The sequence below is a fragment of the Amycolatopsis sp. NPDC101161 genome (genome assembly GCF_044768185.1).
Classification (GTDB): domain Bacteria; phylum Actinomycetota; class Actinomycetes; order Mycobacteriales; family Pseudonocardiaceae; genus Amycolatopsis.
Window position 1 is genome coordinate 1 of record NZ_JBIWPI010000004.1, and the last position, 22927, is coordinate 22927.

Sequence of the window (22927 nt, forward strand, 5' to 3'; positions counted from 1 at the left end):
GGTTCAGCGTTCGACTTGCATGTGTTAAGCACGCCGCCAGCGTTCGTCCTGAGCCAGGATCAAACTCTCCAACAATGAACAGTTTAATCGAGGCAAATTTTCTTGCTCTCAAAGGAACCTCATACGAGGTTCAATACATAAGCTCTACTGGCTTAGTTCACTAGCACACTGTTGAGTTCTCAAGCAACACACTCTGGACTCACCGCCTTATCAGCGGCTTTATCCTCGGCAGTTGTTCCAAGCGATATTCAAAGCTTTTGGTCGAGCATGCCTCAGCCTACGGTGTTAGTCGTAGGGATTCGGCGGCCGCTCGTGGGCCGACGCTGAACATTACCCGGTCCGATCCGCGGTGTCAACCCGCTCGGCCCGGCCGGATCTTCGGGGCTTGCGGCCCCGGGGCGACCCGGTGTTCCTGGCGACGAAGAGAAGATTACATGCCCTGAAACCGGTCCCGAACAGGGGGGTCACTTAACGCCATTGCCGCAGGTCAGAGCGTATCCGGAGCCCTACGACGACAGCGTCGCCAGATAGCGCGGCGGAACGCGGGCGGGAGCCACCCGGGAGAAGTCCGCCGCGAGCGCGAGCATCCGGCCGTCCGACCACCGCGCGCCCATGAACGAGATACCCACGGGGAGCGGTCCGGCAAACCCGGCCGGCACCGTCACGTCCGGGTAGCCCGCGACCGCGGCCGGGGTCGACGACGGGATCACGTCGTCGTCGCCCACCGCGCAGTCGGTCTTCCACGCGGGCGGGTTGGTCGGCGACGCGATCGCGTCCAGGTGGTACTTCGCCAGGGTCTCGTCCAGCGAACGGCGGGCGAGGTCCGACAGCTCGGCGCGGCCGGCCAGGTAGCCGGGGTCGGTCGGCGGCGGCGCGGCCAGTGCCTGCTCGAACAGCTCCTGACCGGCGAAGCACGTCCGCTCCAGCGGGTCCGCGCGGTTGTAGGCGATCAGCTCGGCCAGGTTCCGCGGGCCGCGCGGGCGGGTCGCGAGGTAGGCGTCGATGTCGCGGTGGAACTCCGTGAGCAGCGCCGGGAACTCCAGCTCCCCGAGCCGGTCCTGGTACGGCGGAGTCACCTCGACGACCGTCGCCCCGGCCTTGACCAGGGAGTTCTTCGCGGATGTCAGGACCGCGTCGGTCGACGGGCCGAGCACCGGCAGGCGCCACAACCCGATCCGCGCGCCGCGCAGGACACCCGGCCGGAGCAGCTTCGCGTAGTCCGTCGGCTGCGAGTCCGGGTACCGGAGCGTGGCCGGGTCCGCCGGGTCCCGCCCCTGCAGGACCGACAGCGTGAGCGCGACGTCGACGACGTTGCGGGCGATCGGCCCGGCGGTGTCCTGCTCGGCGGAGATCGGCACCACGCCGGTGCGGCTGACCAGGCCGAGGCTGGGTTTGTGGCCGACCGTCGCCGTCATGCCGGCGGGGCAGACGATCGAGCCGTCGGTCTCCGAACCGATCGCGACCTGCGCCAGCGACGCGGCGACGCCGGCCGCGGACCCGGCGGACGACCCGCACGGGTTGCGGTCCAGCACGTACGGGTTGTTCGTCTGCCCACCCACGCCCGACCAGCCCGACGTCGGTTTCGCGGCGCGGAAGTTCGCCCATTCGGAGAGGTTCGCCTTGCCGAGGAGCACCGCCCCGGCGTCACGCAACCGGGTGATCAGCGTGGCGTCTTTCGCCGGGTGGCTGCGCAGGGCCCGGGATCCGGCGGTCGTCCACTGGTCACGCGTGTCGACGTTGTCCTTGACCAGCACCGGGATGCCGTCGAGCGGTCCGCGCAGGCGGTGGGCGCGACGCCGGGCGTCGCTCTCGAAAGCCTGTCGCAACGCCGACGGGTTGAGCGCCAAGACCGCGTTGACCTTGCCGTCGAGCCGGCGGATCCGGTCGAGGTACGCGCTGGTCAGGCCCACCGCGGTGAGCCGGCCCGACGCCATCCGGGCCTGCAGCGCCGGGATGTCGGCGGAGTCGAGGTCGAACTTCGGCGAGGCCACGGCGGGCGTCGCGGGGACGAACAGGAGTACGGCGGCCAGCAGGACGAGGAGTGCCGGCCGCCGCCCCATCAGAGCACCGGCAAGAGGGTTCGGAGTTCGTACGGGGTGACCGCGCTGCGGTAGTTGTCCCACTCCACGCGCTTGTTCCGGAGGAAGAAGTCGTAGACGTGCTCGCCGAGCGCTTCCGGCAGCAGTTCGGACTTCTCCATCTCGGCCAGGGCTTCTCCCAGGTTCTGCGGCAGCTGGGCGTACCCGGCGGCGCGCCGCTCGGCGTCGCTCAGCTGCCAGATGTTGTCCTCGGCGGGTGGCGGCAGCTCGTAGCCCTTCTCGATCCCCTTGAGCCCGGCGGCCAGGATGACCGAGTACGCCAGGTACGGGTTGCACGCCGAGTCCAGGGTACGGATCTCCACCCGTCGGGATGACGCCTTTCCGGGTGAATACATCGGGACGCGGACGAGTGCCGAGCGGTTCGCGCGGCCCCACGAGACGGTCGTCGGGGCCTCACTGCCGCTGATCAGGCGTTTGTAGGAGTTGACCCACTGGTTCGTGACCGCCGAGATCTCCTTGGCGTGGTGCAGCACGCCGGCGACGAAGGCCTTGCCGGTCTCCGACAGCTCGTGCGGGTCCTCGGCGTCGTAGAAGGCGTTGCGGTCGCCTTCGAACAGGCTGACGTGCGTGTGCATGCCCGAGCCGGGCTGGTCGGTGAACGGCTTGGGCATGAACGTCGCGCGCACGCCCTGGGTCAGCGCGACCTCCTTGACGACGTAGCGGAACGTCATCACGTTGTCGGCCATCGTCAGCGCATCGGCGTAGCGGAGGTCGATCTCCTGCTGGCCCGGTGCCCCTTCGTGGTGGCTGAACTCGACCGAGATGCCCATCGCCTCGAGGGTCTCGATGGCGTGGCGGCGGAAGTGCGTCGCCGTGGCGTGGCTGGCCTGGTCGAAGTAGCCGCCGTTGTCCGCGGGCTCCGGCTCGCTGCCGTCGTCGGGCATGGTCGAGAGCAGGAAGAACTCGATCTCGGGGTGGACGTAGCAGGTGAAGCCCGCTTCGGCGGCCTTCGACAGCTGGCGGCGCAGCACGTGCCGCGGGTCCGCCCACGACGGCGAGCCGTCGGGCATCGCGATGTCGCAGAACATGCGGGCCGAGTAGGGGCCGCCGTCGGGGGTCTCCCACGGCAGGACCTGGAAGGTGGCCGGGTCGGGCTTGGCGACCATGTCCGATTCGTAGACGCGCGCGAAGCCCTCGATGGCCGAGCCGTCGAAGCCGATGCCGTCGTTGAACGCGCCTTCGAGCTCCGCCGGCGCGACCGCGACGGACTTGAGGAAACCCAGCACATCGGTGAACCAGAGACGGACGAAACGGATGTCGCGCTCCTCGAGCGTGCGGAGCACGAATTCCTGCTGGCGATCCATGGCCGCACCCTAACGACAGCGTGTTAACGGGATGTTTCACGACGCGCCGGGGTTGACCAAGTCACGTCGCGAGGATCGGTACCGGCTTCTTCGCGCGGGTGATGGCCAGCGAAGCGATCGACGCGAGCACCGCCAGGACGGCCGCTGAGTACCAGGCCACGTCGTAGTTGCCCAGCTGGTCGCGGACCAGGCCGGCGGCCGAGGCCGCGAACGCCGCGCCCAGCTGGTGGCTGGCGAAGACCCAGCCGAACACGATCGGGCCCGCGTCGCCGAACGCGCGGACGCAGAGCGCGACCGTCGGGGGGACCGTGGCCACCCAGTCGAGGCCGTAGAACAGGATGAACGCCCACATGCTCGGCTGCACCGAATCCGTGAACAGCTGCGGCAGCAGTGCCAGCGAGAGGCCGCGGAGCGCGTAGTAGACGCCGAGCAGGATGCGCGGGTCGACGCGGTCGGTCAGCCAGCCCGAGAAGATCGTGCCGACGACGTCGAAGACGCCGACCAGGGCCAGCAGGCCCGCCGCCGTCGTCTGGGGCATGCCGTGGTCGTGCGCGGCGGGGACGAAGTGGGTGCCGACCAGGCCGTTCGTCGTCGCGCCGCAGATCGCGAAGCCGACCGCCAGCAGCCAGAACGTCCGCGTCTTCGACGCTTGCCCCAGCACCGAAAGCGCCCGGCGGGCCGAGCCGGTCTTCGACGTCGGGCGCGCGACCTCGGCGTCGGCGGGCGCGCCGTACGCCGTGGTGCCGATGTCGGCCGGGTGGTCGCGGATGACCAGCAGGACCACCGGGACCACCGCCAGCGCGGCGATCGCGATCACCAGCGACGCCGTCCGCCAGCCCGAGCTCACCGCGAGGTTCGCGATGAGCGGCAGGAAGATCAGCTGGCCGGTGGCACCCGCCGCGGTCAGGACGCCGGTGACGACGCCGCGGCTGCGGACGAACCACCTGGTCGCGACCGTCGCGGCGAAGCTCATGGCCATCGAGCCGGTGCCCGCGCCGATGAACACGCCCCAGCACAGGATCAGCTGCCAGCTCGCGCTCATGAAGACCGTGCCGGCCGCGCCGACGGCGATGACGAACAACGCCGTCGCCGAGACGCGGCGGATGCCGAACCGCTCCATCAGCGCCGCCGCGAAGGGCGCGAAGAGGCCGTAGAGGACGAGGTTGACCGAGACGGCCGAGCTGATCGTGGCCGTGGACCAGCCGAACTCCTCGTGCAGCGGGTCGATGAGGACGCCGGGGGCGGACCGGAAGCCGGCGGAGGCGAGCAGCGCGACGAACGCGGCACCGGCGATGAGCCAGGCGCGGTGCAGCTTCGGGGCGGGGCGGGTCTCGACAGTCACCTCCGCAGTTTCGCCGCGCGCGCGTGACGCCGAAAGTGGCTTGAAGGACATCGTCCGAAAGGATCGAGCCACGCCCGGCCGCTCAGTAGGCTCAGGGGATGTCCCGCTTGACCCTCCTGCTCGTGCTCCTGCTGACGGCTGGCTGCACCGGATCGCCGGACACGCGCGGGCCGTTCCCGGCGGGGTCCGAGCTGGTCCGCGATGCTGCGACGTCGTTCGCCGAGGTCCGGAGCGTGCACTTCGCGGCCGGCGTCAACGGCGTGCTGCCGGGCTTCCCGCTGCGGCTGATCGAGGGCGACGCGACCCTCGACGGCGGCGGGGCCTCGACCGGCACGGCCGACGTCCAGGACGGCGAAGGCCACACCAAGTACCGCTTCACCGTGCGGGACGGCCAGGTCAGCACCGAAGCCGGGACCGCGCCGCTGCCCGAGGTGTACGCCGTCGGGAGGTTCCTCGGTCCGTCCGCCGGCTTGAAACGCCTGCTCGACGGGGTCACCGACGCGAAGACCGAGGGCCGGGAGAACGTCGACGGCGCCGCCGCCCTGCGCGTCGGCGGGCGGGTGCCCGCGGCGGTCGCGCACGGCGTGCTTCCGCAGGTCAACGACGACGTCGTCGTCAAGGTCTGGGTGTCGGCCGACGGGCCGCGCCGGTTCGTCCGCCTGTGGGCGCAGATCCCGTCGGCCGGCGACCACCTCAGCCCGGTGATGATCGAGCTGTCGCTCACCAAGCAGAACGAGCCAGCGGACCTCGGCTAACAGCGGGTCTCGGCGGCCGTCCCGTCGACGAGGTACGCGATGCCCGCGCGGTCCACGCACGAATTGCCCTGCAGGAACACCGTGTGCTGGACGCCTGCGTAGGTGAGCAGGACGCCGCCGAGGTCCTTCGCCACGTCGACGCCCTGCCGGTACGGCGTCGCCGGGTCGTGCGTCGTCGAGATGACCAGCGGCTTCGGCAGGCCGGCGGGACGCGGCGCGTGCTCGGTGGACGTCGGCGGGACCGGCCAGGTCGAGCAGATGTCCAGCTCGCTCGTGTCGGGCGTGCCGCCGGCCAGGAAGGGCGCGCCGGCCAGCATCTTCTCGTGCGCGCGGTCGATTTCGGCCCGGTCGGTGACGCGGGTGTGGTCGGCGCAGCGGACCGCGAAGTACGCGTCGATCGCGCCGCTGTAGTGGCCGTCGCGGTCGCGCTGGTAGTAGTCGTCGGCGAAGGCCAGCAGGGTCCGGCCGTTGCCCTGGGCCACCTGCGCGAGCGCGGCTTTCAGGGCGGGCCAGTCGCCGCGTGAGTAGAGCCCGGCGAACGTGCCCGTGATCGCGTCCTCGAACGACAGCTTCCGGGTCCCGGCCGGGAGGGGCCTCGTGATCAGGGGACGCACGAGCCGCTGGAGCGCTTCGGTGGTGCCCGCGAACGGGCAGGCGCACCACTTGCCGAACTCGTTGAGCGCGTCCTGGAAGCCCGCGGCCTGCGTGACCAGCGAGTCCACCAGGCCCTGGGCCGGGTCGACGGCGCCGTCGAGCAGCAGCGCGCGGACGTTGCGCGGGTACGCCTCGGCGTAGGCCGCGCCGATCTGCGTCCCGTACGAGTAGCCGAGGTAGGTCAGCTTCTCGTCGCCGAGCGCGGCGCGAAGGACGTCGAGGTCGCGTACGACGTCTCGCGTGCCGACGTTCGCGAGAAGCTCTTTGCCGTACTTCGTCGCTTCGGCGCACTTCGCGCCGTACGCGGTCGTCTCGGCGAGCTGTGTCTTCACACCTTCGGGCGACATATCGCTCTCGACGTCGGCCGCGCGATCCGCGTCGACCTCCGCGTCGGTGCGGCAGGTGATCCGCGGTTCGCTCGTGCCGACGCCGCGCGGGTCGAAACCGACCAGGTCGAAGCGCTCGAGCAGCGGCGCGGCCGCGGGCGTCTTGGCCAGCGCCGCGGCCGTCGACGTGCCCTGGCCGCCGGGCCCGCCGGGGTTCACGACCAGCGAGCCGATCCGCCGCTTCGTGGCCTTGTGCCGCAGCAGGCCGACGGTGATCGCGGGCCCGTCCGGGGCCGCGTAGTCCAGCGGCACGGTCAGGTGCGCGCAGTCCAAGGCCTCGCCGCACGAGGTCCACGCGAGCTTCTGCTGAGTGAACTTCCCCAGGTCAGGCGGGGCTGGCGGCGGCGCGGGCGCCGGAGCACCCGTGCACGCCGCCAGCAGCACGGCGCACGCGGCCAGGCCTACTGTCCGGTGCACCGCTTGCCGTCCGGCGGGACCGTGCCGTCGACGAGGTAGTCCGTGCCCGCCTCGTCCACGCACTTCACGCCCTGCAGGAACACCGTGTGCTGCGTGCCCTCGAAGGTCAGCAGCGCGCCCTTCAGGCCCTTCGCGAGGTTGACGCCGGCCTGGTACGGCGTCGCCGGGTCGTTGGTCGTCGAGATGACCAGCGTCTTCGCCAGGCCTTCGACGTTCGGCACGTGCGGTTCGGAGGTGTTGGGCACCGGCCAGAACGCGCAGGCGTCGCGGGCCGCCGAAGCCGGGCGGCCGTCGTCGAGGAACGGCGCCACCTTCACGTACTCCTCCTGCGCCTTGAGGATGACGGCCGGGTCGGTGACGCGCGGGTCGTCGACGCAGCGGATCGCCGTGAAGGCGTCCTGGGTGGTGCCGTACTTGCCGTCGGTGTCGCGCTCGTTGTAGATGTCGGCGAGCTTCTCCAGCGTCGCGCCTCGCTGCTGGCGCAGCTCGTTGAGGCCCGAGTTGAGCGTGTCCCAGAGGCTCTCCTGGTAGAGCGCCTGGATGACGCCGGTCGTCGCATCTTCGTAGGAGAGCTTGCGGCCGTCGCCGACCTGCACCGGGAACTCGATCAGCGGCCGGACGAGGGCCTGGAACGCCTTGACCGCGGTGTTCGCGTCCTGGCCGAGCGCGCAGTCCTGCTGGGCGGTGCACCACTTCGCGAACTGCGTGAACGCCGTCCCGAAGCCCTGGCCTTGGGCGACCAGGGACTCGACCGCGTCCTGCTCGGGGTCGACCGCGCCGTCGAGGATCATCGCGCGGACGTTCTTCGGGAACGCCTCGGCGTAGGCCGACCCGATCCGGGTGCCGTACGAGTAGCCCAGATAGGTGAGCTTTTCGTCGCCGAGGACCGAGCGGAGGACGTCCAGGTCCTTCACGACGTCCCGCGTGCCGACGTTGGCCAGCATTCCGGTGCCGTCTTCAGTGCGCTGGGCGCACTTCGCGGCGAAGTCCTTCTCCTGCGACTCCTGCCTGAGGACGCCGGCCGGCGAGCCGTCGGTCTCGCTGTCGTCGGCGCGGTCGGCGTCGCGCTCCTGGTCGGTCAGGCAGTGGATGGCCGGCTGGCTCGCCCCGATCCCCCGCGGGTCGAAGCCGACCAGGTCGAAGCGCTTGCCGAGCCCGGTGCTCGTCATCGGCTTGGCCAGCCCGGCGGCCGCGACCATGCCCGACGCGCCCGGTCCACCCGGGTTGACCACGAGCGACCCGATCCGCTCCCCCGTCGCCTTGCGGCGGAGCAGGCCCAGCGTGATGGTGTCCCCCGCCGGCTTCGCGTAGTCCAGCGGCACGGTCAGCCGGGCGCACTGGACGTCCTTCGCCTGGAACGCCGAACGCGCGTCTTCCGACGTCGCGTAAGGTGCGCAGTCGGCCCAGCTCAGGCTCTGGCCGTAGAACCGCTCCAGCCCGGCGGGCACCGGCCCGGACGGGGGGTGCGACTCGGTCGTCGGCGCCGGTGGCGCCGGCTTTCCGCTGGACGTGCAGGCGGCCAGCGAGGCCGCCATCAGCACGGATGTCGCAATTGCGGTGATCCGGCGACGTCCGGACCTGGCGCTGGGATGAGGGAACACGGTTGGATCGTCCCATCCGGCCGCGGAACTCGAACGCACCACCGCCACGTTGGGTGGGGCAGGCCGGTCGAGCGAAGAGAGAACGGGAGACCAGGGGTGGCAGCACTGATCAGCCGGGTGGGCAAGAAGCTCCGCCGGATCATCCAGCGGCCGGGCAGCGTCGAGCTGACCCGCTACGAAGCACTGCTGCCCGCGGTCGAGAAGCTCGAACCCGAGCTCGAGAAGCTCTCCGACGCGGAGCTGACCGAGCGGGCGGGCGAGCTCCGCGAGAAGCTGAAGGACACCGCCTTCGGCGACGACCAGCTGATCGAGGTGTGCGCACTGGGCCGCGAGGCCGCCCGCCGCGCCCTCGGCGAGCGCGCGTTCGACGTCCAGGTGCTGGGCACGATGGGCCTGCTCACCAAGCACGTCGTCCAGATGGAGACCGGTGAGGGCAAGACGCTCGCCGGCGCGCTGGCCGCGGCCGGCTACGCGATCCGCGGAAAGCGCGTTCACGTCGTCACGGTCAACGACTACCTGGCCCGGCGCGACGCCGAGTGGATGGGCCCGGTCTACGCCCTGCTCGGTGTGTCGGTCGGCTGGGTCGAGCCCGCGCACTCGCGCGAAGAGCGTCGCGAGGCCTACGCCAAGGACGTCACGTACGGCGCTGTCGCCGAAATCGGCTTCGACGTGCTGCGCGACCGGCTGGTGACGTCGGTCGACGACCTCGTCCAGCCGGCCCCCGAGGTCGCGATCGTCGACGAGGCGGACTCGGTGCTGGTCGACGAGGCCCGCGTCCCGCTGGTGATGGCCGGCTCGATCGACCACACCGACGCCGACGAAGAGGTCGCGAAGGTCGTCCGGCGGCTGCGGCTCAACCTGCACTACGAAACCGACTCCGAGGGCCGCAACGCGTGGCTGACCGACGCGGGCGCGTCCGTCGTCGCGAAGTCGCTCGGCCTGGAGGTCGACGACCTCTACGGCGAGACGGCCTCCGACCGGCTGCCCGCGGTGAACGTCGCGCTGCACGCGCACGCGCTGCTCACCCGCGACGTCGACTACCTGGTCCGCGACGGCAAGGTCCAGCTCATCAACGCCGCCCGCGGCCGCGTCGCCGAGCTGCAGCGCTGGCCGGACGGCCTGCAGGCCGCCGTCGAAGCGAAGGAGCAGGTCACCGCGACCGACCGCGGCGAGATCCTGGACTCGATCACCGTCCAGGCGCTGCTCGCGCGCTACCCCGAGGTCGCCGGCATGACCGGTACCGCGGTCGCCGTCGCCGAGCAGCTGCGCGAGTTCTACGAGCTCGAGGTCGCGGTCATCCCGCCGAACACCCCGAACATCCGCGAGGACTTCGAGGACCGCGTCTTCGCGTCGCCGTCGCAGAAGCTGCGGGCGATCGAGGAGGAGATCCGCACGGTCCACGAGACCGGGCGGCCGATCCTCGTCGGCACCCAGGACGTCGCCGAGTCCGAAGAGCTGGCCGAGAAGCTGGCGAAGGTCGACCTCGAGTGCGTCGTGCTCAACGCGCGCAACGACGCCGAAGAGGCCGCGATCATCGCCGAGGCCGGCAAGAAGGGCGCGGTCACCGTGTCCACCCAGATGGCCGGCCGCGGTACGGACATCCGGCTGGGCGGCACCGACGGCGCGACCCGCGACGAGGTCGTCGAGCTGGGCGGGCTGCACGTCATCGGCACCGCGCGGTACCCGTCGAGCCGGCTCGACGGCCAGCTGCGCGGCCGCTCCGGCCGCCAGGGCGACCCGGGCAGCGCGATCTTCTTCGCGAGCCTGAACGACGAGCTCGTGCTGTCGAACGCGCCGGACGTGCCCGAGGGCATCGTCGACGACGAGGAGACCGGCGAGATCAAGGACCCGGCGGCGCTGCGGCAGCTCAACCACGCCCAGCGCGTCGCCGAGGGCGTCGACCTGGAGATCCACCGCAACACCTGGCGCTACACGCGGCTGATCGAGCGGCAGCGGCGCGACCTGCTGGTGCACCGCGACAAGGTGCTTCGCACCGCGTACGCGGCGGAGCAGCTGGAGAAGGCGCACCCGGAGAAATTCGCCGAGCTGAAGGAAAAGCTCGACGACCAGGAGAAGCTGGAGCAGATGTGCCGCGAGGTGCTGCTGTTCCACGTCGACCAGCTGTGGTCGGACCACCTGGCGTACCTGACCGACGTACGCGAGAGCATCCACCTGCGGGCGCTGGCGCGCGAGACGCCGCTGGACGAGTTCCACCGCGCGGCGATCCCGGAGTTCCACAAGATCATCGCCGAGGCGGACTCGCGGGCGGCGAAGACGCTCGAAGAGGCGGAGCTGACCGACGAGGGCATCGACCTCGGCGAGGCGGGCGTCCGGCGGGCGAACACGACGTGGACCTACCTGGTGCACGACAACCCGTTCGACTCCGACTTCGAGCAGACCATCAAGAAGGTCCGGAGCATGATCAAGCGGAAGTAGCCGTCCGCTCGGAAAACCCCCGTCCGGTTGGTCCGGGCGGGGGTTTTCTCGTTTGCCCCGGCCGGGAGAATCGGGGCATGCGCAAGATCCCGACGCTGTTCCGGCGTGACCCCGAAGACCTTCGGCGCGTCACGCGCGAAGTGCACCCCGCCTGCCAGTGGGTGCTCGACGGCGAAGGCGTGCCCACCCGCAAGTACGACGGCACCTGCGTCCGGCTCGACGAGTCCGGGACGTGGTGGGCGCGGCGCGAGGTCAAGGCGGGCAAGACCGCGCCGGACGGGTTCGAGGCCGTGCAGACCGACCCCGAAACCGGGAAGACCGTCGGCTGGGAGCCGGTCGGGCAGTCGGCGTTCGCGAAGTTCTTCGAAGAGGCGCAGGAACGGCTTTTCGGTGCGGCGCCGGGGACCTACGAACTGTGCGGGCCCAAGGTCAACGGCGATCCGGAGCAGCTAGGCGCGCACAAGCTGGTCTCGCACGCGAGCGCGCAGGAGTTCGCCGGCGTCCCGCGCGACTTCGACGGGCTGATGGCGTGGCTGCTCGCGCACCCGGAGTTCGAGGGCATCGTCTGGCACCACCGGGACGGGCGGATGGCGAAGCTCAAGCACCGGGACGCGGTCGCGTCGACCTAGCGTGGCATTTCGCCCACATTCGCTCGGCCTCCCGGGTGACGGTGGGACAGAATGGCGGCATGCCGCAACTGCGCATCGCGCTCGCCCAGGTCAACCCCACCGTCGGTGACCTCGACGGCAACGCCGACCTGCACGTCTCCTGGACCCGCCGGGCCGCCGAGGCCGGTGCCCACGTCGTGGTCTTCCCCGAGATGTCGCTGACCGGCTACCCCGTCGAGGACCTCTCGCTGCGCAAGACCTTCGCCGCCGCCTCCCGCCAAGGCGTCGAGTCGCTGGCGCGCCGCCTCGACGAGGCCGGGTGCGGTGAGGTCCTGACCTACGTCGGCTACCTCGACTCCGACGAGGTGGGCCCGCGCGACGCGGCCGCCGCGCTCTACCGCGGCGAGGTCGTCGCGCGGCAGTTCAAGCACCACCTGCCGAACTACGGCGTCTTCGACGAGCACCGCTGGTTCAAGCCGGGCACCACGCTCGACGTCGTCCGGTTCCACGGGCTCGACATCGGCATGGTCATCTGCGAGGACATCTGGCAGGACGGGGGGCCGATCTCGGCGCTGGGCCGCGCGGGCGTCGACCTGGTCGTCGCGCCGAACGCGTCGCCCTACGAGCGGTCGAAGGACGAGCAGCGGCTGCCGCTCATCGCGCGCCGCGCCGCCGAAGCGGGCGCGCCGCTGGTCTACACCAACCAGATCGGCGGGCAGGACGACCTCGTCTTCGACGGCGACTCGCTCGTCGTCGCCGCGGACGGCACGGTGCTGGCGCGCGCGCCGCAGTTCGTCGAACACCTGGCCGTGCTCGACATGGACCTGACCGCGGGCGGCCACGCCGGCGACGGCGAGCTCGAAGGCCTGCACGTCCGGCGACGCGTCCTGAGCTCCGACCCGTTGCCCGCGTACGAGCCCACCGCGCACCCGGTGATCAGCGAGCCGCTGCCGGACGAGGCCGAGGTGTGGCACGCGCTGGTCGTCGGCCTGCGGGACTACGTGCACAAGAACGGCTTCTCGTCGGTGACGTTCGGGTTCTCCGGCGGCATCGACTCGGCGGTCTGCGCGGCGCTGGCGGCGGACGCGCTGGGCGGCGACAACGTCTACGGCGTCTCGATGCCGTCGCAGTACTCGTCGGGCCACTCGAAGGACGACGCGGCCGACCTCGCGCGGCGGATCGGGGCGCACTACCGCGTCGAACCGGTCGAGGACATGGTCCGCGTGTACGTCGAGCAGCTTTCCCTGACGGGCCTGGCCGAAGAGAACATCCAGGCGCGCACGCGCGGCATGCTGCTGATGGCACTGTCCAACTTGGACGGTCACCTCGTGCTGGCCACGGGCAACAAGACCGAGCTGGCGGTCGGGTACTCGACGATCTACGGCGACGCGGTCGGCGCGTTCGCCCCGATCAAGGACGTTTTCAAGACGCACGTCTGGCAGCTCGCGCGCTGGCGCAACGCCGAAGCGGCGAAGAACGGCGAGATCCCGCCGATCCCGGAGAACTCGATCTCGAAGCCGCCGTCGGCCGAGCTGCGGCCGGGTCAGATGGACTCCGACTCGCTGCCGGACTACGCGCTGCTCGACGACATCCTCGACGACTACGTCGAGGGCGACCGCGGGTACGCCGACCTGATCGAGGCCGGGTTCGACGCGGAGACCATCGACCGCGTGGTGCGGATGGTCGACAAGGCCGAGTACAAGCGGCGCCAGTACCCGCCGGGCACGAAGATCACGTTCAAGGCGTTCGGCCGCGACCGGCGGCTGCCGATCACCAACGCGTGGCGCGAGGGCAAGGCCTAGCTCAACGCGACCTGGCGGCCTTCCGCGGTACGGAGGGCCGCCGTCAGGGTCGCCTTGTCCGCGCGGCGGACCAGGAGCTCCAGGCCGAGCGCCTCGGTCGCCGTGTGGACCGAGGACGGGTCCGGGTGCGTGGCCGTCACCATCAGCAGCGGGATCGACGGCAGGCCGCGCGTCGTCGGGTGGGGGGTCGTGCCCCAGTCGATGAGGAACGGGCGCAGCGTGCCCGGGGCGCTCGGCGGGGTCAGGCGCCAGTTCAGCGTCTCGCCGTCGGCCGTCGCGCGGGACATCTCCAGCGCGTCGCCCGGGTCGAAGCCGTGGGCGCGGGCCTCGGCGATCGTCGCGTCGAGGTCGGTCGTGCGGACCGCCCAGGCGACCAGCGCGGGCTCCGTCAGGTCGTCGATGCCGAACGGCCGCGGCACGTCCGGGTCCGGCTGCGCCGGGTCCGGGCCGATCACCTCCAGGTACATCCCCGCGCCGAGGTCGGCGAGGTGGTTGGCGGTGCCGAGGCCGACGTGGCTGCCGCCCGGCGCCGGGGTGACCCCGGTCAGCTCGGCGACGTGGGCGACGGCGGCGGCGAGGTCGGGGCCGGCGTAGACGAGGTGATCGAGCACGCCGCCATCATCCCGCGCCGGCGGCGCTCGCCGCATCGGCCACTCGGCAATTCCTCTTCGGTCATAGGCTGAGCGCATGACGACCGGGTTCACGGTGTTCGACACGGCTATCGGGCCGTGCGGGCTGGCGTGGCGGGACGACCTCGTCGCCGGGACCTCGCTGCCCAGCACCGGGTTGGCCGACTGGATGGCGAAGCGCTTCCCGGACGCCGTCGACGGCCCGCCGCCGCCTGCTGCGCGGACGGCCGTCGCGGCCATCGTGGCGCTGCTGGACGGTGCGCGTCCGGACCTCGCCGCGATTCCGCTGGACCTTTCGGGCGTGCCGGAGTTCAACCGGCGCGCCTACGAAGTCGCGCGCGCGATCCCGCCGGGCAAGACCGTGACCTACGGCGAGATCGCGCACCGCCTCGGCATGCCGGGGTCGGCGCAGGCCGTCGGGCAGGCGATGGGCCACAACCCCTTCCCGATCATCGTGCCGTGCCACCGCGTCCTCGCCGCGGGCGGCAAGGACGGCGGCTTCTCGGCCCACGGCGGCGTCGCGACCAAGCGCCGGATGCTGGTGATCGAAGGCGCGCTGGCCGACGAGCCGACCCTGTTCTGACCGGCTCAGGCTGGCGTGGCCGCCGCCTGCCACGGCTTGACCCACGCGGTCTCGGGCCAGCCTTCGACGGCCGCCATCAGCGGGATCGCCGTGCCGCCGTCGACGTGCTCGCGGATGATGTCCGCGTGGCCGGCGTGCCGGGCCGTCTCCTCGATCAGGTGCAGCAGCACCCAGCGGACCGACCACGCCTCGACGTCCTGCGGGTACCACGGCACGCCCTTGGGCACCGGGACCGGCTGGCCGAGGTCTTCGATCCCCGCGATGACCTCCGCGGTGCGGGCGGCGACCTCGTCGTACCGGGCCAGGACGCCCTCCAGCGTCTCGTCCTCGCCCAGCCGGTAGCCCGCCGCGTAGTCCGCCATCGCGTCGCCGAACGGCTTCTGCGGCAGCTTCAGGATGATGTCCAGCCAGCCGTCCTCGGTCGTCGCGACGTGCTTGACGAGGCCGCCCACCGACAGCGCGCTGTTCGTCGGGGTGCTTCTCGCCTGCTCGTCGGTCAGCCCGTGGGCGGCCACCTTGAGCACGTACCGCTGCTGCTCGAGGAAGCGCAGCAGCCCGTCCCGCTCGTCGGCCACCGGGGGCACGTTTCCCGCCATGTCGATCCACTCCTTCGCCTTCGTTGCGGGCATCGTCCCACCGGCCACCGACATTTTCGGCGGAAACAGACGGCACCGCGGCCAGTGCCGACGATCTGCGGGAGGTTCAGGGGCGGCCGGATGGCGGCGAACGCGAGTGGCCTCTCCTCCGGGCCGAGGTCGCGCAGCGGCGCCCCTGTGCGGCCACGCCGAACAGGAACGCCAAGGCCGGCAGGAGCCCGCAGACGCCGACCTCCCCCGGAGCGCCCAGCTCCGCGGTGGTGTGCACACAGTCGCGGAGGTGCCGACCGAGAAGGCCTCACCGGCGTGGAGCTGACCGACGCGCTGCGGCGCATCACGCACGTCCTGCGGCGGTACGCCGATGCGCCCTACGCCAAGCGCGGGTGGCCGGCCGCCCAGGTTCAGCTGCTGCTCGTGGTCGACCTGCTCGGCGATCGGCCGCGGATGGACGAGGTCAAGCGCCGCCTCGGTGTGACCGGCCGGGCGCAAGTACACCGCGGCCGGGCTGATCGGCCGTCACCGACTCGGGCCGCGCGCGGCTCGCGGAGATCGAAAGGATCCAGCACGGGCAGGCCGCCCAGTTTCAGCCGCCTCGAGGACCATGTCGCGGCGCGGGCTTGATGAACGCGTACGCCCCGCCCATGCCGTAGAGGACGGCTCGCACCACCTGCTCGATCCGGCTGACCACGCCTTCGGCGGTGTCCAGCTGCCGCGCGAGCACGAGGGCGGCCCACGTGACCAGCACGACCACCAGCCCGGCGACGGCGAGCGCGCGCCAGCCCGGCGGCCACCACAGGATCAAGCTGATCACGCCGACCACCAGCACGACGGTCGCCACGGACGAGAGCACGCCGCTGCTTTCCGGGTAGGCGGCCTGCAGCAGCGCGACCACGCCGAACGCGCTCACCGAGATCGAGCTGAACCGCGCCGCCCACTGGACCGGGCCGAGCCGGTGCAGCGGGGGCCCGGCGAGCAGGAACGCGACCCCCGAGACCGCCAGCAGCACGCGGAACACCGGCGGGCCCATCAACAGCGCCTCGACCGGGTCGTGCACCGGCGAGACGCCCGTCGGGACGAAGAACTCCAGGACCCACCCCGAATACGCCAGCACGGCCAGTCCCATGAGGAGGGCCGAGGCGAATCGAGCCGTGCGCACGAGGCACACATTAAGCGACCCCGCCGGATCCGGCGGAACCAGCGTGATCAGATCGACCGAGTCGTTACGCCTGCGGACGGACGAAGGGGAACAGGACCGTCTGGCGGATGGAGGCCCCCGTGAGCATCATCAGCAGCCGGTCGACGCCCAGCCCGAGCCCGCCGGTCGGCGGCATCCCGTGCTCCAACGCGAGCAGGAAGTCCTCGTCCAGCTCCATCGCCTCGACGTCGCCGCTGGCCGCGCGCAGGGACTGCGCCTCCAGCCGCCGCCGCTGCTCGACCGGGTCGGTCAGCTCGGTGTAGGCGGTGCCGACCTCGGAGCCGAACGCGATGAGGTCCCAGCGCTCGGCCAGCCGCGGGTCTTCGCGGTGCTCGCGGGTGAGCGGCGAGACGTCGGTCGGGTAGTCCGTGTAGAAGGTCGGCAGCACGGTCGCGCCCTCGACGAGGTGCTCGAACGCCTTGAGCACGAGGTCGCCGTGGCTCGGGTCCTCCCCCACCGGCACGCCCGCCGCCTGGCAGAGCCGGCGCAGGTCCGCCACGGACGTCCCCGAGTCGATCTGCTCCCCGAAGGCCGCCGAGACGGCGTCGTGCACCGTGATCACCGGCCAGTCGCCGGAGATGTCGTGCTCGGCGACCTTGCCGTCGGGGCCGGGCCGGCGCACGATCTGGGCGCCGTACGCCGCTTCGGCCGCGTGCTGGACCAGCTCGCGCGTCAGCGTCCGCATCGTGTCGTAGTCGGCGTACGCCTGGTACGCCTCGAGCATCGTGAACTCGGGGTTGTGCGTCGCGTCGACGCCCTCGTTGCGGAAGTTGCGGTTCAGCTCGAAGACGCGCTCGACACCCGCCACGCACAGCCGCTTGAGGTACAGCTCGGGCGCGATCCGCAGGTACATCCGCATGTCGTAGGCGTTGATGTGGGTGACGAACGGGCGGGCGTTCGCGCCGCCGTGGACCGTCTGCAGCATCGGCGTCTCGACTTCGAGGTAGTCGGCGTGGTGCAGCCGGTCGCGCACCGCGCGGACCACCGTGGACCGCAGCCGCAGCATGTTCGTCGAGTCCGGGTTGACCGCGAGGTCGAGGTAGCGCTGCCGCACCCGCGTCTCCGGGTCGGTGAGGCCCTTCCGCTTGTCCGGCAACGGGTGCAGGCACTTCGCGGTGACCGTCCACTCGTCGACGAGCACCGAGAGCTCGCCGCGCTTGGACGTCACGACCTGGCCGCTGACGCCGACGTGGTCGCCGAGGTCGACGCCGGTCCGCCAGCCCTTGAGGTCGAGCTCGCCGGTCTCCAGCATCAGCTGGATCTCGCCGCTGAAGTCCTTGACGCGCGCGAAGCACAGCCCGCCGAGCGTGCGCATCGCCAGCACGCGCCCGGCGATCCGGACGCGGTGGCCGGTGGCGCTGTCGGGCTGCAGGCCGCTGAACTTCCGGACGACGTCGCCGATCTGGTCGTCGCGGCGGAACCCGACCGGATAGGGGTCGATCCCGGCTTCCCGCAGCTTGGCCAGCTTCGCCATCCGGACGCGGACCTGCTCCGGCCGCCGGACCGGCTTCGCCGCCGGGACCGCCGCGGACTCCTCGATCTCCCGGACGCGCGCGACGAAGTCGTCGCCGACCGTCTCCAGCCGCAGCGACCGCGACCGCCCGGTCGGGACGAACCCTTCGAGCGCGCCCGCGACGATGCCGACGCGCGGGAGCCGCCGCGCCGAGGAGTAGCAGAGGAACCGCGGCTCCCACTCCGGCCCGTACTTGGCGTTGGACCGGTACAGCGACTCCAGCTGGAAGAACCGCGAAGCGACGCTGAGGACGCCGCGCCAGGCCCGCAGCACCGGGCCGGCGCCGATCCGCTCGCCCTCGGAGAAGACCGCGCGGAACATGGCGAAGTTGAGCGAGATCCGCTGCGCGCCCAGGTGCTGCCCGGCCGCGACGACCTCGGCGATCATGTACTCGTTGAGGCCGTTCTCGGCGTCGCGGTCGCGGCGCATGAGGTCGAGCGAAAGGCCGCGCCGGCCCCACGGCACGAACGACAGCAGGCCGCGCAGGTCGCCGCGAGCGTCGTAGGCCTCGACCATCACGCTGCGGCCATCGCTCGGGTCGCCGAGCCGGCCCAGCGCCATCGAGAAGCCGCGTTCGGTCTCGGCGCCGCGCCACGCCTGGGCGCGGGCGAGCAGCTCGGCCATCTCGTCGTCGGGGATCTCGCCGTGCCGGCGGACGCGGGAGGTGTAGCCGGCGCGCTCGATGCGCTTGACGGCCTGGCGCACCGAGCGCCGCTCCGGCCCGGCGAGGCTGAACTCGCGGACGTCGAGCACTGCTTCGTCGCCGATCTCCAGGGCGCGCAGCCCCGCGTCGGTATACGTTTTCGCGCCGCGCTCGCTCGCGCCGAGGACGCCGGGCGTCCAGCCGTAGGTGCGCGTCTCGTCGAGCCACGCGCGGACCGCGTCCGGCCACGCCTCGGGGTCGCCGATGGGGTCGGCGCTGGCCACGCTGGTGCCGCCGAGCACGCGGTACGTCACCGCCGCGCGGCCGTTCGGCGAGAAGACGACGCTCTTGTCGCGCCGGGTCGCGAAGTAGCCGAGGGAGTCGTCCTCGCCGTGTTCGGCGAGGAGCTTGCGCACGCGAAGCTCTTCTTCGTCGGTGCGCAGGCGACGGCTGCGTACGCCGCGGAAGAGCTGGTACAGCGCCGCGGTGGCGACCATGGTCGCGCCGAGGTCGAGGAAGACGTCGAGCCAGGCCGGCCCCTCGCCGACGCCGATCCGGCGCAGCTGCAGGTTCTCGCCGGTGGCGTGGTTGACGACCCAGGCGAACCGCTCCCACGAGTCGCCGAGGTGGCCGGGGAACGCTTCCGCGAGCGCCCAGCCGACCAGGATGACCGCGAGGAACCCGCCGAAGAGCACGGTCAGGCCGTCGCGCCAGGCGCTCGGCGCGAGCCGGGCGGGGAACGCCGGGCGCAGCGCGAGCAGGAAGACGATGAGCGCGACCGACAGGACGTCGGCGGCCGTGAGGGCCCACAGCTGGACCGGGATGTGCCGGACCTGCTTCGACCCGAGCGAGAGCAGCTCGGGCGACCACAGCAGCGTCGCCTGCAGGGCCAGGGTGAGCACCAGGCCGACGACCTGGAAGAGCACCAGCGTGTACAGCGCGGCCTTCTTGCGGCGGCGCAGGGCGCCGCCCAGGACGACCAGCAGCAGCACCATCACCAGGCTCGCGCTGGTCGGCACGCTCAGGCTCGAGAACGCCATGTCGATGCCGTTGAGCAGGTGCCCGTGCGGGCCGTTCGTGATCAGGAGCAGCACCGAGAACACCGCGGCCAGCTGGACCACGGTCGCGACGATGCCGCCCGCCTTCGCCTTCCAGGCGGGCAGGCGCGGGCGCGTGCTCGCGAGGTTTCCCATCGTTGCTTTCGTCGCCTTTCCCGGCTGATCGTAGGTCTTGCCTGCTATTGACGTAAGTGAACCCGGGTTGGTTGTCCCCGGGCATCAACCTGAAGGCTGACGGCCCCTGCTACCCAGGGGTGTGAAGCTGGTCGCACCGGGTTGGGGCCGGTCCGGGGGCGTGTCACGCTTTGAGACGCCTCTGCTCCACGACCCGGGGACCTCACCGAGGCCTCGAGGGAAGGACGGTCGACGACGATGTCTGCCAGCGCCGAAGAACCCGCCCCCTACGGCACCGGACCCGCCGCCAAGCCGGCGCCGGGCCGGAAGGTCCGCGTCCACCACCTGCGTGAGCTCAAGGAACGCGGCGAACCGTGGCCCATGCTCACCGCGTACGACATGTACACCGCCGCGCTGTTCGACGAGGCCGGGATCCCCGTGCTGCTCGTCGGCGACTCCGCGGCCAACAACGTCTTCGGTTACGACACGTCGCTGCCGGTGACGGTCGACGAGCTGCTGCCGCTGGTCCGGGCGGTCACCCGGTCGGTCAAGCGGGCCCTCGTCGTCGCCGACCTGCCGTTCGGCTCCTACCAGCTCTCGCCGCAGCAAGCGCTGGAAACCTCGGTGCGCTTCATGAAAGAGGGCCGCGCGCACGCCGTCAAGCTCGAAGGCGGGCGGCGGTTCGCCGCGCACGTCGAGGCGCTGACGTCGGCGGGCGTGCCGGTGATGGGTCACATCGGGTTCACCCCGCAGAGTGAGCACAACCTCGGCGGCTACCGGGTGCAGGGGCGCGGCGAAGCGGCGGACGTGCTGCTCGCCGACGCGCTGGCGCTGCAGGAGGCCGGGGCGTTCGCGGTGGTGATGGAGATGGTGCCCGCCGAAGCCGCCAAGCGCGTCACGGCGGAGCTGAAGATCCCGACGGTCGGCATCGGCGCCGGCCCGGACTGCGACGCCCAGGTGCTCGTCTGGCAGGACATGGCCGGGCTGCGGCGCGGCAAGGCCCCGCGGTTCGTCAAGCGGTACGCCGACGTCGCGACGGTGCTGCAGAACGCGGCGACGGCCTTCGCGGAGGACGTCCGCCGCGGCGAGTTCCCGGCACCGGAGCACGCTTTCCACGACTAACCCCGGCTCCGGAACCGCTCGGCGAGCGCCGGGTCGTTCTCCCACCACAGCCCCGACGTCGATGCGGCGCCCGAAGCGGCTTCTTCGTCCAACTGGACGTCGATCTGCTTCGCGCGCCGCTCGTCGTCGCGGGCCCAGCGGACGAACAGCGCCACCACGAACGGCAGGCCGGCGACGTCGCCGCCGATCCACAGCACGCCCGCGCCGATGATCTGGTCGGTGCGGGGGTCCGGACCCTGACCCGGGTGCGCGGCCGCGTAGTGCGCCGGCGCGAGCAGCGGCCCGAGCCACAGCACCAGGCCGAGCGCGCCGTCGAAGACGACCTCGGTGAACGCGATCCACACCGACACCAGGTGCGGGTCCTGCCGGGGCGTCGGGTCGAGGGCCAGGCGCGTCCAGAAGTAGACGAAGCCGGCCAGCACGAGCGCGAGCCGGACCAGGCCGTCCACCACCGGCGAGCGCAGCGTGAGGTCGTAGAGCGGGGTCAGGTAGAGCACCAGCACCGGCACGACCAGGGCGAGCGTGACGACCGGCGGGAACGTCAGCGCGCGGGCGAGCGGGCCGCGGCCGTGCTCGCGCAGCCACCGGGCCGGGACGGCGTCGAGCAGCAGCCGGATCGGCGAGCCCAGGGCCAGCAGAAGCGGCGTGATCATCAGCAGCGTGACCGTCTGGACCGCGCGGACCCAGAAGAACGTCGTGTCGTAGACGGCCAGCGGCGAGCACGTGACGACCACGATCGTCGCCAGCCCGGCGAGGAACGCGGCCGTCCGGCCCGGCGGCCACTCGCGGTGGCGCGCCGCGCGGACGTAGAGCGTGCCCAGGACGAGCACGCACAGGACGGCCGGGGCGTCGAGCGTCAGGGGCACCTCACACCGCGAAGAAGATCAGGCTGCCGATTCCGGCGACCACGCAGTAAATGGCGAACGGGGTCAGAGTGCGCGTTTCGAAGTATCCGGTGAGGAACCGGACAGAAATGTACGAAGCGACTCCCGCGACGAGGCTGCCGATGAGCGCCGGGCCGAGCGAAGCGTGGTTTTCCGGGGTGAACAGCGTCGGCATCTTGAGCACGCCCGCCGCGAGGATGACCGGGGTGGCGAGCAGGAACGCGAAGCGCGCGGCGTCCTCGTGGCCGAGCCCGCGGCGCAGCCCGGCGACCATCGTGATGCCGGAGCGGCTGATGCCCGGCAGCAGCGCGAGGATCTGCGCCGCGCCGATCAGCACCGCTTCGCCGACGCGCAGCTTCGCCAGCCGGACGTCGGTCGCCTCTTCGACGCTGACCGCCCGCATGACCATGGTGTCCTCGGCGGAGAAGTCCACGGTGTCCTCTTCCGCGGCGGCCTTGCTGGGCCGGCTGAACTTCTCGGCGGCGTAGAGGACCCCGCCGTTGAGCGTGAGGAAGATCGCCGCCGGCACCGGCTTGCCGAGGAAGTCGCGCAGCAGCCCTTCGAAGAGCAGGCCGGCCAGCCCGACCGGGATGGTGGCGAGCACGAGCAGCCACGCGAGCCGCTGGTCGGGCGTGCGGACCTCGCGGTGCCGGACCGACGTCCAGAGGCCGCGGATGATCCGCACCCAGTCCTTGCGGAAGAACAGCACGAGCGCCAGCGCGGTGGCGACGTGCATCGCCACGAGGACCGCCAGGTACGGCGAATCCTTGCCGATGCTCAGGTCGCGCTGCCACGATCCGCCGAGCCAGGCGGGCAGCAGGATGCTGTGGCCGAGACTGGACACCGGAAACAATTCCGACACCCCCTGCAAGGCGCCGACGACAATCGCCTCGAGATAGGTCACCGCGGACATTCCGAGCCTTTCCGTCCTGCTTTTTCCGATCCCCGACACCGGAACGTACCGGCTCATCCGTTAACCACCGGCAAGGGGCACCACCCCGCTCAGCGTCCTCTCAGCGCGCGTTCACGTATATGAACTTCAATCATGTCCTTGACTGACGTTCGCACTGTGGCTTAGCGTTTAGCCCGTCGCCGCCACGACGAAGATTCGGACCCTCGACGAGGAGGACGGGAATGCTGCGTGTGCGGGTTTTCAGCGGCCGTGACCGCGCCCCCTTTTCGTCGG

18 protein-coding genes and 1 rRNA gene are annotated in these 22927 nt (G+C 71.4%); 7 read left to right on the top strand and 12 right to left on the bottom strand.

Annotated elements, in window-relative coordinates; genetic code table 11:
* The 4 genes from ACIRSS_RS27420 to ACIRSS_RS27435 all read right to left on the bottom strand — a co-directional run.
* Positions 1–75: ribosomal RNA gene (locus ACIRSS_RS27420) — 16S ribosomal RNA — on the bottom strand; the annotation flags it as partial.
* A gap of 431 nt (positions 76–506) precedes the next feature.
* Entirely contained in the window at positions 507–2060 is a 1554-nt protein-coding gene (locus tag ACIRSS_RS27425) for an amidase (RefSeq protein ID WP_400899798.1), read from the bottom strand.
* A complete protein-coding gene (gene glnA, locus ACIRSS_RS27430) occupies positions 2060–3403 on the bottom strand; it encodes a type I glutamate--ammonia ligase (protein ID WP_086676528.1) in 1344 nt (447 codons plus the stop codon). The genes ACIRSS_RS27425 and glnA overlap by 1 nt, the downstream gene beginning before the upstream one ends.
* Positions 3404–3464: 61 nt before the next feature.
* Positions 3465–4745 (bottom strand): MFS transporter, encoded by a 1281-nt coding sequence (locus ACIRSS_RS27435; protein ID WP_400899800.1) that lies wholly within the window; start codon positions 4743–4745, stop codon positions 3465–3467.
* Between the two features lie 98 nt (positions 4746–4843).
* Between ACIRSS_RS27435 and ACIRSS_RS27440 the strand changes: the two genes are divergently transcribed.
* The gene (locus ACIRSS_RS27440) at positions 4844–5500 is read left to right on the top strand and encodes an LppX_LprAFG lipoprotein (RefSeq protein ID WP_400899802.1); all 657 of its coding nucleotides are present in this window, start codon (positions 4844–4846) and stop codon (positions 5498–5500) included.
* Here ACIRSS_RS27440 and ACIRSS_RS27445 read toward each other — a convergent pair.
* Both ACIRSS_RS27445 and ACIRSS_RS27450 read right to left on the bottom strand, forming a co-directional pair.
* Positions 5497–6957, bottom strand: a complete 1461-nt coding sequence (locus ACIRSS_RS27445) for an alpha/beta hydrolase (protein WP_400899804.1) — start codon at positions 6955–6957, stop codon at positions 5497–5499. The genes ACIRSS_RS27440 and ACIRSS_RS27445 overlap by 4 nt on opposite strands.
* The gene (locus ACIRSS_RS27450) at positions 6942–8498 is read right to left on the bottom strand and encodes an alpha/beta hydrolase (RefSeq protein WP_400899806.1); all 1557 of its coding nucleotides are present in this window, start codon (positions 8496–8498) and stop codon (positions 6942–6944) included. Before ACIRSS_RS27450 ends, ACIRSS_RS27445 begins: the two co-directional genes overlap by 16 nt.
* 156 nt (positions 8499–8654) lie before the next feature.
* Here ACIRSS_RS27450 and secA2 point away from each other — a divergent pair, with 156 nt between their 5' ends.
* The 3 genes from secA2 to ACIRSS_RS27465 all read left to right on the top strand — a co-directional run bounded on the left by secA2 (position 8655) and on the right by ACIRSS_RS27465 (position 13404).
* A complete protein-coding gene (gene secA2, locus ACIRSS_RS27455; protein ID WP_400899808.1) occupies positions 8655–10994 on the top strand; it encodes an accessory Sec system translocase SecA2 in 2340 nt (779 codons plus the stop codon).
* 77 nt (positions 10995–11071) lie between these two features.
* Positions 11072–11623, top strand: a complete 552-nt coding sequence (locus tag ACIRSS_RS27460; protein WP_400899810.1) for a DUF5565 family protein — start codon at positions 11072–11074, stop codon at positions 11621–11623.
* 59 nt (positions 11624–11682) lie between these two features.
* A complete protein-coding gene (locus tag ACIRSS_RS27465; RefSeq protein WP_400899812.1) occupies positions 11683–13404 on the top strand; it encodes an NAD+ synthase in 1722 nt (573 codons plus the stop codon).
* Here ACIRSS_RS27465 and ACIRSS_RS27470 read toward each other — a convergent pair.
* Complete coding sequence (locus ACIRSS_RS27470; protein WP_400899814.1) at positions 13401–14015, bottom strand: VOC family protein; 615 nt, start codon at positions 14013–14015, stop codon at positions 13401–13403. The genes ACIRSS_RS27465 and ACIRSS_RS27470 overlap by 4 nt on opposite strands.
* Before the next feature lie 76 nt (positions 14016–14091).
* Here ACIRSS_RS27470 and ACIRSS_RS27475 point away from each other — a divergent pair, with 76 nt between their 5' ends.
* Positions 14092–14616 carry a methylated-DNA--[protein]-cysteine S-methyltransferase gene (locus tag ACIRSS_RS27475; protein WP_400899816.1) on the top strand — a complete coding sequence of 175 codons (525 nt, stop codon included), beginning with the start codon at positions 14092–14094 and terminating at the stop codon, positions 14614–14616.
* A 5-nt stretch (positions 14617–14621) separates the two neighbouring features.
* Here ACIRSS_RS27475 and ACIRSS_RS27480 read toward each other — a convergent pair whose 3' ends face one another.
* Positions 14622–15212, bottom strand: a complete 591-nt coding sequence (locus ACIRSS_RS27480; protein WP_400901867.1) for a DinB family protein — start codon at positions 15210–15212, stop codon at positions 14622–14624.
* Positions 15213–15518: 306 nt separating this feature from the next.
* Between ACIRSS_RS27480 and ACIRSS_RS27485 the strand changes: the two genes are divergently transcribed.
* Positions 15519–15833: a hypothetical protein gene (locus tag ACIRSS_RS27485; RefSeq protein WP_400899818.1), complete on the top strand. Its 315-nt coding sequence runs from the start codon at positions 15519–15521 to the stop codon at positions 15831–15833.
* Here the strand turns inward: ACIRSS_RS27485 and ACIRSS_RS27490 are convergent.
* Together ACIRSS_RS27490 and lysX are read right to left on the bottom strand one after the other, a co-directional pair.
* Positions 15796–16368: a hypothetical protein gene (locus ACIRSS_RS27490; protein ID WP_400899820.1), complete on the bottom strand. Its 573-nt coding sequence runs from the start codon at positions 16366–16368 to the stop codon at positions 15796–15798. The two genes, ACIRSS_RS27485 and ACIRSS_RS27490, sit on opposite strands and share 38 nt — an antisense overlap.
* A gap of 64 nt (positions 16369–16432) precedes the next feature.
* Positions 16433–19756: a bifunctional lysylphosphatidylglycerol synthetase/lysine--tRNA ligase LysX gene (gene lysX / locus ACIRSS_RS27495; protein ID WP_400899822.1), complete on the bottom strand. Its 3324-nt coding sequence runs from the start codon at positions 19754–19756 to the stop codon at positions 16433–16435.
* Between the two features lie 237 nt (positions 19757–19993).
* On the opposite strand from lysX, the gene panB reads away from it, so the two are divergent.
* Positions 19994–20857, top strand: coding sequence for a 3-methyl-2-oxobutanoate hydroxymethyltransferase (panB, locus tag ACIRSS_RS27500; RefSeq protein WP_285999667.1), 864 nt, complete (start codon positions 19994–19996; stop codon positions 20855–20857).
* On the opposite strand, the gene ACIRSS_RS27505 is transcribed toward panB, so the two are convergent.
* Both ACIRSS_RS27505 and ACIRSS_RS27510 read right to left on the bottom strand, forming a co-directional pair.
* Positions 20854–21723, bottom strand: coding sequence for a cytochrome c oxidase assembly protein (locus tag ACIRSS_RS27505; RefSeq protein WP_400899824.1), 870 nt, complete (start codon positions 21721–21723; stop codon positions 20854–20856). The genes panB and ACIRSS_RS27505 overlap by 4 nt on opposite strands.
* Before the next feature lies 1 nt (position 21724).
* Positions 21725–22654, bottom strand: a complete 930-nt coding sequence (locus tag ACIRSS_RS27510) for an undecaprenyl-diphosphate phosphatase (RefSeq protein ID WP_400899826.1) — start codon at positions 22652–22654, stop codon at positions 21725–21727.
* Between the last annotated feature and the right edge of the window lie 273 nt (positions 22655–22927).

Bases quoted from the DNA above. Each gene is read 5' to 3' on its own strand.
- ACIRSS_RS27425 (WP_400899798.1), bottom strand. From the start codon at position 2,060: ATGGGGCGGCGGCCGGCACTCCTCGTCCTGCTGGCCGCCGTACTCCTG.
- glnA (WP_086676528.1), bottom strand. From the start codon at position 3,403: ATGGATCGCCAGCAGGAATTCGTGCTCCGCACGCTCGAGGAGCGCGAC.
- ACIRSS_RS27440 (WP_400899802.1), top strand. From the start codon at position 4,844: ATGTCCCGCTTGACCCTCCTGCTCGTGCTCCTGCTGACGGCTGGCTGC.
- ACIRSS_RS27460 (WP_400899810.1), top strand. From the start codon at position 11,072: ATGCGCAAGATCCCGACGCTGTTCCGGCGTGACCCCGAAGACCTTCGG.
- ACIRSS_RS27465 (WP_400899812.1), top strand. From the start codon at position 11,683: ATGCCGCAACTGCGCATCGCGCTCGCCCAGGTCAACCCCACCGTCGGT.
- ACIRSS_RS27475 (WP_400899816.1), top strand. From the start codon at position 14,092: ATGACGACCGGGTTCACGGTGTTCGACACGGCTATCGGGCCGTGCGGG.
- ACIRSS_RS27480 (WP_400901867.1), bottom strand. From the start codon at position 15,212: ATGGCGGGAAACGTGCCCCCGGTGGCCGACGAGCGGGACGGGCTGCTG.
- lysX (WP_400899822.1), bottom strand. From the start codon at position 19,756: ATGGGAAACCTCGCGAGCACGCGCCCGCGCCTGCCCGCCTGGAAGGCG.
- panB (WP_285999667.1), top strand. From the start codon at position 19,994: ATGTCTGCCAGCGCCGAAGAACCCGCCCCCTACGGCACCGGACCCGCC.
- ACIRSS_RS27510 (WP_400899826.1), bottom strand. From the start codon at position 22,654: ATGTCCGCGGTGACCTATCTCGAGGCGATTGTCGTCGGCGCCTTGCAG.